At 66.8% G+C, this 15,160-nt stretch carries 15 protein-coding genes; 9 read left to right on the top strand and 6 right to left on the bottom strand.

Features of this window, described 5'->3' with window-relative positions; genetic code table 11:
- Positions 1 to 103: 103 nt before the first annotated feature.
- On the bottom strand, positions 104 to 697 hold the full coding sequence (locus ACR4XW_RS02140) for a mismatch-specific DNA-glycosylase (RefSeq protein WP_434758861.1): 594 nt from the start codon (positions 695 to 697) through the stop codon (positions 104 to 106).
- 101 nt (positions 698 to 798) lie between these two features.
- Between ACR4XW_RS02140 and ACR4XW_RS02145 the strand changes: the two genes are divergently transcribed.
- From ACR4XW_RS02145 to ACR4XW_RS02155, 3 genes are read left to right on the top strand one after another with little or no spacing between them, the layout of a single operon-like run.
- Entirely contained in the window at positions 799 to 1,413 is a 615-nt protein-coding gene (locus ACR4XW_RS02145) for a biotin transporter BioY (protein WP_434758862.1), read from the top strand.
- Positions 1,410 to 2,111: an energy-coupling factor ABC transporter ATP-binding protein gene (locus tag ACR4XW_RS02150; RefSeq protein ID WP_434758863.1), complete on the top strand. Its 702-nt coding sequence runs from the start codon at positions 1,410 to 1,412 to the stop codon at positions 2,109 to 2,111. Before ACR4XW_RS02145 ends, ACR4XW_RS02150 begins: the two co-directional genes overlap by 4 nt.
- Positions 2,108 to 2,758 (top strand): energy-coupling factor transporter transmembrane component T family protein, encoded by a 651-nt coding sequence (locus ACR4XW_RS02155; RefSeq protein WP_434758864.1) that lies wholly within the window; start codon positions 2,108 to 2,110, stop codon positions 2,756 to 2,758. The genes ACR4XW_RS02150 and ACR4XW_RS02155 overlap by 4 nt, the downstream gene beginning before the upstream one ends.
- Before the next feature lie 16 nt (positions 2,759 to 2,774).
- Here ACR4XW_RS02155 and ACR4XW_RS02160 read toward each other — a convergent pair whose 3' ends face one another.
- Positions 2,775 to 3,557 carry a siderophore-interacting protein gene (locus tag ACR4XW_RS02160; RefSeq protein ID WP_434758865.1) on the bottom strand — a complete coding sequence of 261 codons (783 nt, stop codon included), beginning with the start codon at positions 3,555 to 3,557 and terminating at the stop codon, positions 2,775 to 2,777.
- A 109-nt stretch (positions 3,558 to 3,666) separates the two neighbouring features.
- On the opposite strand from ACR4XW_RS02160, the gene ACR4XW_RS02165 reads away from it, so the two are divergent.
- Genes ACR4XW_RS02165 through ACR4XW_RS02175 form a run of 3 tightly spaced genes read left to right on the top strand, consistent with a single transcriptional unit; the run spans position 3,667 to position 5,501 of the window.
- Positions 3,667 to 4,098, top strand: coding sequence for a deaminase (locus ACR4XW_RS02165; RefSeq protein ID WP_434758866.1), 432 nt, complete (start codon positions 3,667 to 3,669; stop codon positions 4,096 to 4,098).
- A gap of 4 nt (positions 4,099 to 4,102) precedes the next feature.
- Positions 4,103 to 5,101, top strand: coding sequence for an NAD-dependent epimerase/dehydratase family protein (locus tag ACR4XW_RS02170; RefSeq protein WP_434758867.1), 999 nt, complete (start codon positions 4,103 to 4,105; stop codon positions 5,099 to 5,101).
- The gene (locus tag ACR4XW_RS02175) at positions 5,070 to 5,501 is read left to right on the top strand and encodes a nuclear transport factor 2 family protein (RefSeq protein ID WP_434758868.1); all 432 of its coding nucleotides are present in this window, start codon (positions 5,070 to 5,072) and stop codon (positions 5,499 to 5,501) included. Before ACR4XW_RS02170 ends, ACR4XW_RS02175 begins: the two co-directional genes overlap by 32 nt.
- A 13-nt stretch (positions 5,502 to 5,514) precedes the next feature.
- Here ACR4XW_RS02175 and ACR4XW_RS02180 read toward each other — a convergent pair whose 3' ends face one another.
- Together ACR4XW_RS02180 and ACR4XW_RS02185 are read right to left on the bottom strand one after the other, a co-directional pair.
- The gene (locus ACR4XW_RS02180; RefSeq protein WP_434758869.1) at positions 5,515 to 6,639 is read right to left on the bottom strand and encodes a DUF3048 domain-containing protein; all 1,125 of its coding nucleotides are present in this window, start codon (positions 6,637 to 6,639) and stop codon (positions 5,515 to 5,517) included.
- Between the two features lie 131 nt (positions 6,640 to 6,770).
- Complete coding sequence (locus tag ACR4XW_RS02185; protein ID WP_434758870.1) at positions 6,771 to 7,385, bottom strand: phosphoribosylanthranilate isomerase; 615 nt, start codon at positions 7,383 to 7,385, stop codon at positions 6,771 to 6,773.
- 147 nt (positions 7,386 to 7,532) lie between these two features.
- Between ACR4XW_RS02185 and ACR4XW_RS02190 the strand changes: the two genes are divergently transcribed.
- On the top strand, positions 7,533 to 8,564 hold the full coding sequence (locus ACR4XW_RS02190) for a DUF695 domain-containing protein (protein WP_434758871.1): 1,032 nt from the start codon (positions 7,533 to 7,535) through the stop codon (positions 8,562 to 8,564).
- Between the two features lie 27 nt (positions 8,565 to 8,591).
- Here the strand turns inward: ACR4XW_RS02190 and ACR4XW_RS02195 are convergent, their stop codons facing one another.
- Positions 8,592 to 9,203, bottom strand: a complete 612-nt coding sequence (locus tag ACR4XW_RS02195) for a M23 family metallopeptidase (RefSeq protein WP_434758872.1) — start codon at positions 9,201 to 9,203, stop codon at positions 8,592 to 8,594.
- A 72-nt stretch (positions 9,204 to 9,275) separates the two neighbouring features.
- Positions 9,276 to 13,619, bottom strand: a complete 4,344-nt coding sequence (locus ACR4XW_RS02200; RefSeq protein WP_434758873.1) for a SpaA isopeptide-forming pilin-related protein — start codon at positions 13,617 to 13,619, stop codon at positions 9,276 to 9,278.
- 261 nt (positions 13,620 to 13,880) lie between these two features.
- Here ACR4XW_RS02200 and ACR4XW_RS02205 point away from each other — a divergent pair, with 261 nt between their 5' ends.
- Both ACR4XW_RS02205 and ACR4XW_RS02210 read left to right on the top strand, forming a co-directional pair.
- Positions 13,881 to 14,327, top strand: coding sequence for a hypothetical protein (locus ACR4XW_RS02205; protein WP_434758874.1), 447 nt, complete (start codon positions 13,881 to 13,883; stop codon positions 14,325 to 14,327).
- An 85-nt stretch (positions 14,328 to 14,412) separates the two neighbouring features.
- The gene (locus ACR4XW_RS02210) at positions 14,413 to 15,123 is read left to right on the top strand and encodes a hypothetical protein (RefSeq protein ID WP_434758875.1); all 711 of its coding nucleotides are present in this window, start codon (positions 14,413 to 14,415) and stop codon (positions 15,121 to 15,123) included.
- Positions 15,124 to 15,160: the final 37 nt, after the last annotated feature.

Raw genomic sequence — 15,160 nt, forward strand, 5'->3', positions numbered from 1 at the left:
CCTCCAGAGTTGGCCAGATCATCAGCAGCGTAACCAGTCGGAGTCTTTCGGCGGCGCCGGCTCCCACCTTCCGGAAAGATGTGACCAGAGGCACAGGAAGTTCTCAAGAAGGCTGGTGGAGCTCGATTCCCGCGGCGCGTCCGACCTCGGCGAAGGCCACCGCCAGCTTCGGCGGGGTGGCGTGAGCGTTCAGGCCCGAGGGGTTGGGCAGCACCCAGTGATTGCCGTCCTGACGACCCAGCACCGCCTTCGGTCGCCGGTAGGCCTGGCGGTAGGAGGTGATGCCACAGAAGGCCACCACCGCCGGCCGATGCCGCTCGTTGAGTTCGGCGATCCGGTCGACGCCGGCCTGCAGTTCCTCGGACGTCAGTTCGGCGGCCCGGGCGGTGGCCCGCTCGACGATATTGGTCAGCCCGATGCCCCGTCCCATCAGATAGTCGAGGTCCTCGGGCCGGAACCCGGCCGAGGCGTCGATGCGGTACTCGGTGATACCCGAATCGTGCATCGCCGGCCAGAACCGATTGCCCGGACGGGCGAAGTGGGCATGGGCGGCGGCCGACCACAGCCCGGGGTTGATGCCGACGATCAGCAGCTTCATGCCGGCGCCGAGCACATCGGGCACCACCTGATCACCGGCTGCGGCAACCTCGGCTGCGGTCGGGCGGCGACGTGTTGTGGCCGGCTCGGTCATGGTCATGCCTCCTCGTCGTCGAACGGTAGCGTCCACGCGAACACCAACTCGCCGTGGGCCGGATAGGCTGCATAGGCTGCCCTGACAGACTGCCCGAAAGGACCACCATGTCGTACCCCTCGCGCGATCGCTCGGAGTGGAGTCAACTCGACCTTGCTCTGATCGCGGTGTTCGCCGCGCTGATCGCCGCACTGAGCCTGACCCCGGCCATCCCGGTGGGCTCACTCGGGGTGCCGATCACCCTGCAGACCCTGGGGGTGGCCCTCACCGGGCTGATTCTCGGGCCCATCCGTGGCCTGTTGGCGACCCTGTTGTACCTGGCGATCGGGTTCGCCGGGCTGCCGGTCTTCGCCGGGTTCACGAGCACCTGGGCGGTACTGGCCAAGCCCTCCGCCGGGTACCTACTGTCCTTCCCGTTGGCCGCGTTGGTGGCGGGCCTGGTCTCACGGGCCCTGATGCGCCGGTTTCGGATGCAGCACAACTTCGCCTGGTTCTTCATCGGCGCGATGGTCGCCTCGGTGGTGACGCACATCTTCGGGATCATCGGCATGTCGCTGATCCTGCAGATTTCGCTGAGCGCCGCAGCCATCGGCGACCTGGCCTACGTGCCCGGTGATATCGCCAAGGACCTGGTTGCCTCGGCGATCGCGGTGGCGGTGTTGAAGGCCTTCCCGCACATCGTGTTGCACCGGCGCCGGGTCACCACCCTGCAACCCGGATGATCCGGCTGGCCGGGGTCACGGTCGCAGTCCCGGTACTGAGGGCGGACGGTTCGGAGCACACCAAGACCCTGTTGCGCGACATCGACCTGACCCTCACCGAACCCCGGATCGCGCTGATCGGGGCGAACGGGTCGGGCAAGTCCACCCTGCTGCGGCTGCTGAACGGACTGCTGACGCCATCGGCCGGTCAAGTGCTGGTGGACGGCCTGGACACCCACACCAAGGCCCGGCAGGTGCGGCAACGCGTCGGCTTCGTGTTCACCGATCCGCTGTCGCAGTTGGTGATGTCGACGCCGCTGGAAGACGTCGAACTGTCCCTGCGTCGCACGTTCAAGGACCGCCGCGAGCGCCGGGCCAGGGCCCAGCACCTGCTGGACGAGCGCGGCCTGGGCCACCTCGCCCACCAGAGCATCTACGACCTCTCGGGCGGCGAACGCCAACTCGTCGCCCTGACCGCGGTCTTGGCGATCGAACCACAGGTGGTGGTGGCCGATGAACCGACCACCCTGCTGGATCTGCGCAACCGGGAACGCATGCGCCGGGCCTTCGCCGCTCTGCCCCAGCAGGTGATCTACTCCACCCACGATCTGGACGTGGCCGCCGACGCGCAGCGAGTGCTGGTGATCGACGACGGACGGGTGGTCTTCGACGGCGCCCCCGCTGCTGCCATCGACCACTATCGGGGCCGAATGACATGAACCGGCACAACCAACTCTTCGGCCGTTTCATCCCGCGGCGCTCGCCGCTGCACCGGCTGCCGGCCGGGGCGACGATGGTGCTGGTGATCGCGCTGGCGTTCAGCCCGGTGGTGATCGGCCGGTGGTGGGTGTCCTGCGCGATCCTCGGATTCACCTGGTTGCTGTTGCTCCTCGCCCGGATTCCACTCCGGGTGGCGTGGCCGCTGCCGTTGGTGATCGTGGCCCTGGTGGCGGTGCTGGTCGCCTATCACCTGTGGTTCAACACCTGGCAGCAGGCGGTGTTCATCGCCGCGAACCTGCTGGTGGCCGTCTATGCCGCCCGGCTGCTGATCGCCACCCAACCCACCCCGGCCCTGGTGGACACGCTGACCGCGGTGGCGCGTCCGGCGCGGGTGTTCGGCTTGGATCCGGAGAAGTTCGCGCTGGCAGTGGCGGTGATGTTGCGCAGCGTCCCCTACTTGCTGGGCATGTTCGGCGATGTCCGCGACGCCGCCCGGGCCCGGGGCCTGGAACGCAATCCCCTGGCCCTGATCTCCCCCTTGGTGGTGCGGGCGGTGGGCTATGCGGTGGCCACCGGTGAGGCTCTGGCCGCACGCGGTCTCGGGGAGCGCAGCGAGCGGCCCGGGGCCGGGTCGAGCCGGCCCTAGCCGTGCCGCGCAGCCGTCAGTTGTGCGGCGATCCGCTCGCGACGAGTTCTTCGCGCTCCATCTCGGCCACGAACTCACGCTTGCTCGCCTGCCAGTCGTCCTCGGTCAAACCGGTACGCCAGTAGCCGGAGATGGACACCTGTTCGCGGGGCACCCCACAGTCGACGAACAGGAAACGGCGCAGGTCTTTGATCATGTCGGCGTTGCCGTGCACGAAGGCACTCAGGCCCTCGGGGCGCCAGGCATGTTGCTGGACGGCTTGGGACAGGGGCAGTCCGGGGTGCCGGTCACCCCGATGCACCCAGTGCAGCCTGGTGTCGGGTCCACCGGGCAGGTCGATCCGGGCGTCGGGACCGGTGACCTCGACGAAGACCTCCGCGGCGGCATCGTCGGGGAGCCGCTCCAGAGCTGCGGCGATCGCCGGCAGGGCGGCCTCGTCGCCGACCAGCAGATGCAGTTCCGCTTCCGGGTCGGGCGCCCAAGCTCCCCCGGGCCCGCGAAACTCGATCTCGTCCCCGGGTTTCGCCGAAGCGGCCCACGGCCCGGCCAACCCCGCACTGCCGTGTACCACGAAATCGACCGCCATCTCGACGCGGTCGCGATCGAGAGATCGGATCGTGTAGGTGCGCGTGGCGTCGCCGAAGATGATCTTGATGTAGTGATCGGTGTACCGCAGCTCGGGCAGGGCGGCGATATCCGGGCCGGTGAACACCACCCGCACCAAATCCGGTGACAACCGTTCGGTGCGCCGTACCGTGGCCCGGCGCGTCATCCGTCGTGCCTGTTCTTTGTGCTGCACCATCTCACCCTCTCGAAGTTAGGTAAGGCAAGCCTTACATACTCTCCCGCGGACGGGATGGCCTGCATCCATCTACCGGGACGGATGCGCGTTCCACTAGGTTGCTGCCATGACGATTCGTCCGTCCTTCGATGAACTGGGGCTGGCGACCGCCCGACTGTGGGCCACTCGCAGTGCCGATCCCAAGGTGCAGGTGGGTGCCTGCCTGCTCGATCACTGGAATCGCGTGATCGGGGTGGGCTACAACGGACGTGCCTCGGGCGAGCCCAATGAGCGCGAGTCCCTCGCCCAGGGCCAGAGCGGGTTCATCCACGCCGAAACCAATGCCCTGCTGGCCGCGAACTGGAACGGCGAGGCGCACACCCTCTATGTCACCCACGAACCCTGCGCGACCTGCGCCCGGCTGATCGTGAACAGCCGCCGGGTGGTGCGGGTGGTGTACGAGATCGACTACACCGAGGTCTCCCGGTCCGAGGCGGGGCTGCCCTCGGGGGCCCGGATTCTGGAGGATTCCGGCGTCACCGTGTTGCGCTGGGAGTAACCCGGTGTCGAACACCCTCTACATCGTCACCGGCTGCGACGGATTCGTCGGATCGACGATCGTGCGCCGGTTGTTGGCACAGGGGTTGCGGGTGCGCGGGGTGAACCGCACCGGCCCGGCCGGACATCCCCACGAGGTGCGGGTGGCCGATGTCACCCACCCCGACCAGGTGGTGGCGGCCTTCGAGGGTGAGGACGACCGGGTGGTGATTCACACCGCCGGCAAGATCTCGATCGCCACCCACCTCGACCCCGAGCTGTGGCGGACCAATGTCGAGGGCACCGCCAATGTGATCGCCGCGGCCCGCACCACCGGGGTGCGTCGGCTGGTCTACACCTCCTCGGTGCATGCCCTGCCGGTGCACCCGGGCGAGACCATGACCGAGACCGACGAGTTCGGCGAGGTCGTCGGCGCCTATGCCACCACCAAGGCCGAAGCAACCCGCCGGGTGTTGGCCGCGAGTGACCTGTCCCCGGTGGTGGTGTATCCGTCCGGGATTCTTGGCCCGCACGACCCCGGGCAGGGGCATCTGACCCAACTGGTGCGCGACCTGATCGACGGGCAGATGCCGATCATCGTGCCCGGTGGCCACGACCTGGTCGATGTACGCGATGTGGCTGCGGGCACAATCGCCGCCGCCCACCGGGGCGAGTCGGGGGCGGGGTATCTGCTGACCGGTCACCTGGTGTCGATCAAACACCTCGCCCACGAGGTCGCCAAGATCACCGGACGGCGGGAGCCGTGGGTGATGCCGATGTGGCTGGCCCGGGCCACGGCCCGGATGGCCGAAACCTGGTACCGGCTGCGCCGGGTGCCGCCGCTGTACACCCGGTACTCACTGTTCACCGTTGCAGCCGGAGTGCGGTACAGCCACGCCAAGGCGACCCGGGAACTCGACTACCGGCCACGACGATTCACCGACACAATCACCGACACCGTCGCCTGGATTCGCCACGACAAGGAGCACACCGATGGACCTGCAGACCCTGCTCGACGAGCGTGAGATCACCCGGTTGCTCGGGGTTTTCGCCCGCACCCTGGACGAACGCCACTGGCACCGGGTGTCGGAGGTCTTCGCCGAGGACATCACCTTCGACTACGGACTCGGGGAACGGTCCGGGATGCCCGCGCTGATGGAGAACTTCCGCTCCCATCTCGACAATTGCGGGCCGAGTCAGCATCTACTGGGCAGCATCATCATCGAGGTGGACGGCGACACCGCGGAGAGTCGCAGCTACGTGCAGGCCCGCCACCAAGGTGCCGGGGACCGGGCCGACCTGTGGCTGGACAGCAATGGCGAATACATCGACCGCTGGGAGCGTCGCGACAGCGGGTGGCGGATCGTCCGCCGCGATGCGCGCTGGTTCCACCAGAAGGGCGACCACGGGGTCTTCGGGCACTGAGTGACCCGGCGGGTCAGCTCAGGCGCACCTCTGACTCCTCGTAGGGCAACTCGACGAAGGTTCGTCCCGGCGCGATCTTCAGCGGGCTGCCGTCGTCCAGGGTGAAGGTGAAGGGTTCCTGCACCTCGCCCTTGGCCCAGGTGCCGGTCACCGCCTTGCCGCCGTGGCAGTAGGTGAAGGCGCCCTTGGCCGACATGATGCCGTGAATCGGCTCGGCGCCACCTTTTCCTTCGAAGATCTTCTCGGTGGTCACTTCGGCGCGGATCACCAGGATGTTCTCGGTGGTCACCTGCTCACCGTCGACCAGGGTGTGTTCACCCCAGGGCATGAAGCGCCGGTAGAGTCCGGCGCCCTCGTCGAACTCGTAGCGCATGGTGTAGGCGTCGTTGCGTTTCCAGGGCACTTCGACCTGTCGGGCCGCGTTGCCGTTCTCGGTGCTGGGCTTGTCGTCACCGACGGCGAAGGGCAGATAGGGCTTGGCCGGGCCCTGGGCGAACTTCTCGTTGCGCTGTGACAGCACCTTCGGGTGGGCGACCACTGCCCGGTCGTACTTCTTCTGTCCGTCGTAGGTGTAGACCCGCGAGCCGTCAATCGAGTAGCTGCCGGTGCCGCGAGTTTCCATGTAGGTCTGCGATACGTCGAGGTGGTCGCTGTACTTCTCGGCGTAGTTCACCACCCACTGCGCTCCCCCGGTGTTGCCCACCACGGCCCCGATCGGTGCCAACAGTGGCACATCGACCGGACGGATGGAGCGCACCGGGATGACGCCCTCGGGCAGGGTGGTGTGGAAGACCGGCATCAGCCGGGTGGCGCTCTGCCCGGACGAATCGACGTAGCCGTCGAGTTGCACGAACACCAGATCGGCATCGTTGATGCCCGATTGGGGGTGTTCGTATTTGTTGTCGGGCACCTTCACCGCCACCGCGGCATGCTTGCCGGCCGCCTCATCGGGCAACGGTTTGCCGGTCAGCGGCCAGACCGGCGGCGGGGCGGGCGGCGGAGTGCTCGGCGGGGGCTGTGTGGGTTCCTTCTTTCCCTCCAGGAACTTGGAATCCACGTTCTGTCCACATCCGGTGGCGAGGACGCCGGCGGCGGCCAGGCCTCCCCATAACAAGGTTCGGCGGCTGATTTCGGCCATGCTGTTGCCCTTCGCGAAGCACTATTGCGTTTGGCATCGTAGGGCCGCTGTGGGTGCCGATCCGGCGCCACCCCAAGGGGTGTAACAACTTCTTAAGGGAGTTTCAGAAACGATCCGCCGAGGCGGTTCGGTCACAAGGGCGTACCGCTGCGCGCCACGGCCACGAAGGCACGAATCAGCTCGGGGTCCTTCACCCCGGGGGCGGACTCGACTCCGCTGGAGACGTCCACCCCGAACGGCCGGGCCACCTCAATGGCGTCGGCCACATTGCTCGCATCCAGCCCACCGGCCAGCAGCCATTCACCGCGTGGGGTGCGCTGCCGGAGTCTGGAGAGGTCCCACCGGCTCCCCGACCCGGCACGTGGGGCATCGAGCAGCAGCCGTTCCTCCCCCTGCGCGCCCACGGTGAGATCGGGGTCGTCGTCCAGTGAGGTCGCCCGCCAGAGCCGGGGGAATCCGTTCAGCGCCTCGGCGAAATCTTCGGGCCCGTAGCGACGCCCGTGCAGTTGCAGAACGTCCACCCCCAGCCGGACGGCGGTGTCGGCGGCTTCGACGGCGGCCATCTCGCGCACCACCAGGACGGTTTCGGCCCGCTCCCCCACCGCCCGGACGATCTCCAGTGCCTCGTCGAAAGTGCGGTGTCGGGGGCTCGGCCGGCTCATCACCACGCCGATCGCATCCGCCCCGGCCGCGAGCGCGACCCGGGCGTTGGCGGGCGAATCCAGACCGCACACTTTGACGTACATGCCCCCATCCTGCCGCGCGGTGGATGAGCACCGGGCCGGGCGTCCGCACTTCGGCGTGCCCGCGCCCGCGTGCTACGGGCGTTTTGTTGGCAACCGCACCCCGCTGTGACACCGTATGGCCGACAGATCAGCATTCGGAGGACGACGATGGGCTGGTTCGGACGCAAGCGCAAGCAGGAACCCACCACCAACGACCCCATCGCAGCCTTCTGGCAGTGGTGGAGCTCGGCCTCGGCCGAGATCGATGCCGCTGCCACCCGCCGCGATACCGACCGGGTCGTCGAGCTGCTGGGCACACAGGTACGCGCGCTCCACCCCGAGCTGGTGTGGGAGATGGGCCCCTATGACCAAAGCCGGCACCAACTCATCGTCAGTGCCGGTGGCGATCCGGAGCTGCGTCCGCTGGCCCGCCGCTGGCTGCGTGCCGCGCCGCCGGCCGATGAGGCCTGGACATTCTTCGACATGCGCCAGCCGAGCCCCCTCAACATGGTGTTGGAGTTGGGCGATGTGACGATGACCTTCGCCGACGTGCGGGTGCACACGGCCCGCACCGAAACCGGGCTCGATGTGGTGGTGTATCACCCGGTGTTCGGCGAGGTGTCCGAAGAGCAGCGCGTTCAACTCATGTTCATGGCCCTGGACGCCGCGCTCGGGGAAAAGGCCACCGAGTTGTGGCTCGATCGGGTCGAGACCAGCGTCACCGACCCCGAAGGCAGCGCGCCGCTGGGCGAGTTGCCGTCCATCGTCGATGCGGTCGAGGCCGAGTCGATGCCGAACGGTGAGATGGGCTGGACGATGCTGGAGGGTGATTCCCCCGATGGACCGATTCTGGTGAGGTGCTTGCAGCGTCTCTCGCCGGTGCAGGCACTCGATTTCGACCAGCACGTGTCGGTGGTGGTGCGGTTCTCCGATGTGACTGCGGAAGGTTGGCCCGGGCCGCGTTCCATGGAGGCGCTGGCTCGCTTCGAGAATGATCTCGCAGCCGCGGTGTTCGGCAAGGGACAGGTCGTCGCGGTGCACACCCGGAGCGGGGTCCGCGTGCTGGAGTTCTACGTGGACTCGACCACCGATGCGGCCGAGGTGTTGCAGACCGCCGCCAAGCGCTGGCGCCAGGGCAAGGTGGAGATCGAAGTGGACCTCGACCCGGGCTGGGAGGCTGTTCAGGCCTTCCGCATCTGAGCGCGTCCGAGCACGTCCGGGCGCGGGTCAGGCCGAGACGATCTGCCCGTTTCGGGGGATGCTCCCCTCGAAGCTGATCGGTACCGGGGCGGCCCGCAGCGGATCGGCATCGTCCATCGCCTGCAGATGCAGGTGCGGTTCGGTGCTGTTTCCGGAGTTGCCGCAGCCGCCGGCCACCTCCCCGACCCCGATCTCTTGGCCCACGCGCACCGCGACACTGCCCTGTTGCAGGTGACAGAGGGCGACGTGGGTGCCCCTGTCGGTGCGGATCAACACGTGATTTCCCGCCAGCGACGACCAGCCCCGGGCCACCCGGGACCGTTGCCGCAGCGCGTACCCGACCGAGGGCCAGCCCCGGTAGGCCGGATGGTCGGGCTCGCCGTCGGCGACCGCGACGATCAGCCCGTCCACCGGGGCCAGCACCTCTCGTCCGAAGCCCGGAAATCGGGTCGGTGTCTCGGGACGCACCCAGGACGACAGGGTCATCGGCGCGGTTCGGCCCTGCTCCCCCACCGGCACGAAGTCGATCGCGTAGGAGCTCGCGAAGGCGGTGATGCCATGGCTGGGGACGCGGTTGGCCGGAGAGTTCTGCACCAACCAACGTCCCGCGAAGGGGTAGTGGAGATCGAACGATTCCATGCACCCCAGCCTGACAGAGGCCCCGGGTCACACCACCACTTCGCGGCCGGCCGCCGGTCACGACGGCCGGCCTCAGCGGGCCGAACCCACCCCTGTGTCGGGCAGCCCGGACGGCTTGGACCGCGGCGGGGAGCCCGGCCGGGTCGGCGTGGGCTTCGGCGCGCGGGTCGGCTCGGCGGTCGCGCTCGGCGTCGGCGTCGGTTCCGGGGTCATGCTCGGCCCCGGTGTGGGTGTCGGTGTCGGAGTCGGCTCGGGAGTGGGAGTCGGTTCCGGCGTCGGCGTTGGCTCCGGTGTCGGAGTCGGGTCCGGCGTTGGAGTCGGCTCCGGTGTCGGATCGGGGGTCTTGGTGTTGACCAGTCGTCCGAGATCGGCCTCGCTGGCGCGATTCTCAACCGTGCCGGTCAAGGTCTCCTCCGTCCCCTCGTAACCGTCGGGGGCTCCGGTCTCCCGGACGGTGTACTCACCGGCTGCAGGCACCTTGATCTTGATCACACCATCGGAGGGGTCGAGGTCGAGGTCGTCGTTGTCGGTGACGGTGATCGGGTCACCCGAGGCGCCGGTGACCTCGAAGGTCGCGCCCGCCAACAAGTCGCCATTCTCGTCGACCTTGCGCCACACCAGATGCAGGTCGACGAACAGCCCGAAGTCGGCCTTCTGGTACTTCGGGAACTCCCGGATGTCGGTGGATTCCCGTCCCAGTTCCAGACCCTTCGAGGTGCCGTTCAGTTCCTGGTTGCCACCCGAATAGGTGAACCGCCACTCATCGAGCACCACGCCACCACGAACCACCCGAGTGGTGTAGGTGCCGTCAACCAAGTAGAGCGGTGAGGCGGCGTCCTGTCCGGGATGTCCACCGTCGGGGCGCAGGCCCTGACCGAACCAGTAGTAACCCCGCGCGTCGGTGGTGGTCGACGAGACCACGTTGCCGTCGGCGTCGAGCACCTGGACGGTGGCGCCGGCCAGCAACTCCTCACCGTCGTCGAAGGTGCCGTCGGCGTTGGTGTCGTACCACACCACACCGTCGATGAGCAGGTCGTAAACCTCGGTGGTGACGTTCAGCGACGGCGGCACCTCGAGGGTGAGCCCCTCGACCCGGCCGACCCCGAGATTGTTGACCAGCTTGGCGCCATCGCGCATGCCGGCGGTGCTTGCCGTCACCGGGATCTCCACCTTCGAGTAGGCAGGCAGCTTGTCCAGCGAGATCCGCACAGCGGTCGCCGATTCGAGCTCCTCGGCACAGCCTTCGGGATCGGTGTCGATCCAGCACCAGGTCGTGGAGCCATCGGCCCGGTTGGAGGCATGGGCCGGGTCGGCCACGACATTCTCGGCCGCGGTGGTGGTCACCGCCAGCCGCACCGTGACATCGTCCGGCGGGTTGATCTTGTCCACGGTCGATTTCCACACCGGTGCCCCGAGGCGGATGTTGCTGAGCGCCGCGGCATCGTCGGTCACGGCCGAGGGCGTGTCGGAAGCCCGGCTGTCCCGGTCATGGGGCAGCACGTCGATCCACTCGCCGGCATCGGTGTTACCACTGCTGGAGTTCGACAGCGTGAGCGTCCAGGTGACGTCCAAACCGGTACGGACGAGGTCCTCACGCACGGTCTTGGTGGACACCGCCTCGGCCGGGCCGGGGACGATGGTGATCGTGGCACTGTTCTTGACCGCCTGGCTGAGCGACCGAGCTTCTTCCTCATTGCCGGGGGTGCCGATCAGCGTCAACTCGGCATTGACCAACGAGGTCATCGACTTCTGCGGCTCAATGGCATCGAGCAGCTTGAAGTCGTACCTGGTCTGGAAGCCAATGTTGTGACGGTCGGCGGACGGATTCTTGCCGGTCACCTTCCAGGTCCACGTGATCTTGGCCGGCTTGTGATCGTCACCGATCGGGTTGTAGCACGGCTCCCCGACCGCCGGGGTGAGCTCCTGGCTCAGCAACTCGACGTCCAAGGTGTCATTCGACACCAACCCGGGACGGATATTGGTCGGTTCCCCGTCGATACAGGCCGGTAGCTCGTCCTCGACCACGACCGTGTACTCATTGGGCGTGTTCGGCTGGCGGTAGACGACGTAACCGGAGTAGTTGATGCTGGCAGTGTGCCTGGCACCCGCAGTGCTCGTGGCCTTGTCGGTGTAGCCGCTGCTGGTCGAGTAGGTCTTCCGAACGTACAAGTTCGAGGTGGCCCGCTTGATCCGGATGCCCTTGGTCACCACGAAGTTCGCCGTGGACTCGGTCGGCGACAACGTCACGTTCGCGAAGTGGTCGTGCGCGGTCACCTCATTGCCGTCGGCGGGAATCTCGGTGAATGGCGGGGCCTTCGTCCAGAACTGCACGACGGTCTTCGGATCGAAGTTCTTGAACTTGTCGTAGCCCTGCTCGGCCAGATAGGCGGTCAACGCCTCCCGGTCGACCACGATCCGGAAGGTGTTGATGCGGTCGGCGCCGATCGAAGCGGGGTCGGTGGTCCAACCATCGGTGGCCGCACAGCGCTGTTGCACCGCGTCGCGCATCGCCGGCAAGTCGTCACGCGGAGTGGCTCCGCCGGCCACCGAGATCGGTGAGTGCGCGTATTCGGCGCGCCACACGCCGGCGGGCAGGGTGAGATATCTGCCGTCGTATTCGATGCTCACCAGGGGCTCGGGGCGATTCTTCACCCTGTCGGGCGCATCGTCGGGCACCGGCGCGAAGACGATCGACTGACTAGCACCCTTCTTCAGGGCATCCTGATTCTTCGCATCCCACACGTCACACAGCGCATAGTTGTCCTCTTGCTGGGCAGCATTCGCGGCGCGCTCCAGCCTCACGTCGGAGTAGGAGCCGGCCACGCGGTCCACCACTTGGGCGTAGCTGGCATCGATGCGCTTCATCGAGTCGCCGATGGTGTATTCACCGAACCCGTAATGACGGACGGCACAGTTGTTGTTCGGTGCCCACCTGCCGTCGGTCACCCGGCTCAGGCCCAGCGAACTGGTCGGGAAAGTACAGTCCTCCCCCGTTCCCGGGTCCCAGACCGGCGTCCGGTCGAAGTTGGACGTGCCGTTGGGGATCCCCATCTGCACCGGGATCACCCGATGCCACACTCCGATGCCGTGCAGATCGGCGTAGACGTCCATGGGAAGCCACAGACCCGTGTGGGTGGTGTTCAGGGTCGCCTCCAAGGGCTGCCCATCGGGCCCCAGGAAGACCCGCGGCGCCGAGTTGGTCCGCAACACCTTGGCCCCCTCGGGCAGGGGCAGGGGCTGGCTGATGTCATCGCGGTTGTCGTAGAAACCGATCTGGTACTGGTACTCCTCGGTGATCCACGTGGAGGGATTCCCCTTGGTGGGGTGCCATTGGGCCGCATTCCACGGAACATTGGTTCGATCGTGCGTGACCGGCAGCACCACGCCGGGCTCACCGTCCACGACGAGGATGGCCGGCTGGCCGACCAGATTGGCGCGGACATCGACCTGCGGCAGGCTGAGAACGGTGACATCGGGAACCGGAACGCTCTGGTCGTTGACCACCATGGTGGGGCGGATCCACGGATTGACCTTGACGTTCAGTCCGGACTTGAGGGTGATGGCGGGCAACTTGATTGAACCGCTCAGGCCGGGATTGAACTCGAACTCACAGTTCAGCACCCGCAACTCGGTATAGATCGATCGGGAAATCACCCGGTAGGACCCGTCGGAGGGTGCGGAGCAGATCTCGTGTGCCTTCTGCACGAATTCGTAGGGGCGGGATTCCCGGGGATTCCGGCCCGGGGGCAGTCCCTGATCGCTGGCGCTGAACGAGAACTTCACCCGCTGCGGGGTGTCGATGCCCGACGGCCCGAGGTTGAACTCGATCTGGTAATCGACCGTATCTCCCCAGCACACGTATTCGTCCTGGGTCGAGTCATCCGCCGGCTCGCCGGCGGCATTGCCATCGGGGAAGAGCGCAGTGTTCTGCGAGTTGATCGCACACTGACCGTTGGTGCCGTGGCCGGTGCCGGTGCTCACTCTGCGGATCAACAGGCCGATGTCACCGACCTGGATCTGGCTCTCGGTGTCGGAGACCTGGGAGGCGTCGCGTGCCCGAGGGGTTTCGGTCGTGGCCGGAGCGGACGGCTCCGCCGACTGCGGAGCCATGGTGGGCTTCTCGTTCGTGGCGGCGGTGGCGGGTTCCTCATCGGCCACGGTGGGCGATTCGGACGGCTCGGGTTTTTGCGATGCGGGCTGGTCGGTGGCCGGGGACGACGGTTCGCCGCTCGTGGGCGGCGGGGTGGCAGTGGGCTCCCCGGTCGTCGTCTTCGGAGCGTCCGGCTCCGCTGTGACCTCGGCAGTCGGGGTGGGGGTGGGCGTTGGCTCATTGGCGGTGGCGGTGGGAACCGCAGCGATCGGGCCAACCAGGGCCAGCAGGGCAGTCAGAACTGCACCCAGCATCGGTCTACGCATCTCATTTTCCTTCAACCAAAGGCAGACTCGTGGCTGAGGCTAGCTGGTTAACTTTATTAAGGGAATTCCTATCCGCGCAGTTTCGCGTCACAAGTAGGTCTCGGGGCAATACTTCAACCGTCAAACTAAATTATTGATTACTTTGACCCCCGCTAACGCACGCATCTTCACCCGACGTTGGCGTCCCGTTACCCCGCTCGACACCCCGACGCCCCGGAGCCGGACCGGAGTGAGGTATCCGCATCGTTACCATCGGTCACCATGAGAAACCTGCGCGTCCTCACCATCCTCGGAGCCCTGATCTTGCTCATCAGTGCCTGTGCAGGCGCCCCGGATGACTCCACGCCGGCGCAGACACCGGACGAAACCCGGTCGAGTGCGCCACCTGCCGGCGATGCGGAGCAGAAGTTCCCCGACGTGATCGAGGCCAAGCTCACCAAACAGGGTGATGGGTTCATGATCGACGTGACGATCTCCTCGCCCTACGACACCCCCGAGCGTTACGCCGACGGGTGGCGGGTGAAGACCCCGGACGGCACCGTCCTGGCCGAACACGAGCTGGCCCACGACCATGCCAACGAGCAGCCGTTCACCCGCCAGCGGGGCCCGTTCGAGATTCCCGACGATGTCACCGAGGTCGTCGTGGAAGGTCGGGACAAGGCGAATGGTTACGGTGGCGAAACGGTAACGATCCCGGTGCCGAAGTAGAAACCGGCGGTTGGCCGGACATGTCCTGATTGTGCGCCGGGCCGAACCTGGCGCTCTGATCACCACCAGGACGAAGGAGCACGTGATGAATAGTCAGTCGGCAGTGAAATCCCTCGGCACAGGCTTGGTCGTAGTCCTGCTGTCGTTGACGACTGCGTGTGCGAGCGGGAATGCCCCCGAGACCGGTCAGACTCCCGAGGCCTCCCCCACCGCGCCGGCATCGACCCCGCAGGAGACCATTCCGGCCGACAGCCCCGAGCCGTCCACCACCGAGTCGGCCACCGAATCCCCCGCCGAGTCGACCAGCCCCAGCGGCGAGTTCGTCCTGACGTTCGAGGGTCTCGGCGACATCAAACTCGGCGATCGCGACCTTGCCGAGAAGGGTGCGGTCGCGAAGAAGGAAGCCGGCGAATGCGGTGAGATTTACGCGGCCACCGGTATGTATGAGGAGATGGGGATCGCCTTCACCCTGGACGACGAATCCAAGATGCCCGATTCGCCGCTGATCGATATCACCCTGACCGAGTACCCGAGCGGAGACCCGAACGCCCCCGAAACCTTCGGTGGAGTGCTGCCCGGCATGACCTTCGCCGATGTCAAGAGCAAGCACCCGGAGGCCGAGCAGGTGACCAAGAACGGCAACGGTGGGCCTTTCAAGGTTTACAGCCAGCGCCAGGGCGAGGTGGAGCTCGTCTTCCGCAGTGCCGAGTTCTCCGACAAGGACATCGCCGATCAGGACAAGGTTCAGTCGATCAGCCTGCGCAAGTACAGCGAGGGTGATTTCGGGGGTTGCTGACACCCGAAGGACGCGAGCCCCAGTCTGGGTTGGCATT

The organism is Pseudenemella bisphenolivorans, assembly GCF_051133435.1.
Taxonomy (GTDB): Bacteria; Actinomycetota; Actinomycetes; order Propionibacteriales; family Propionibacteriaceae; genus JAAYAO01.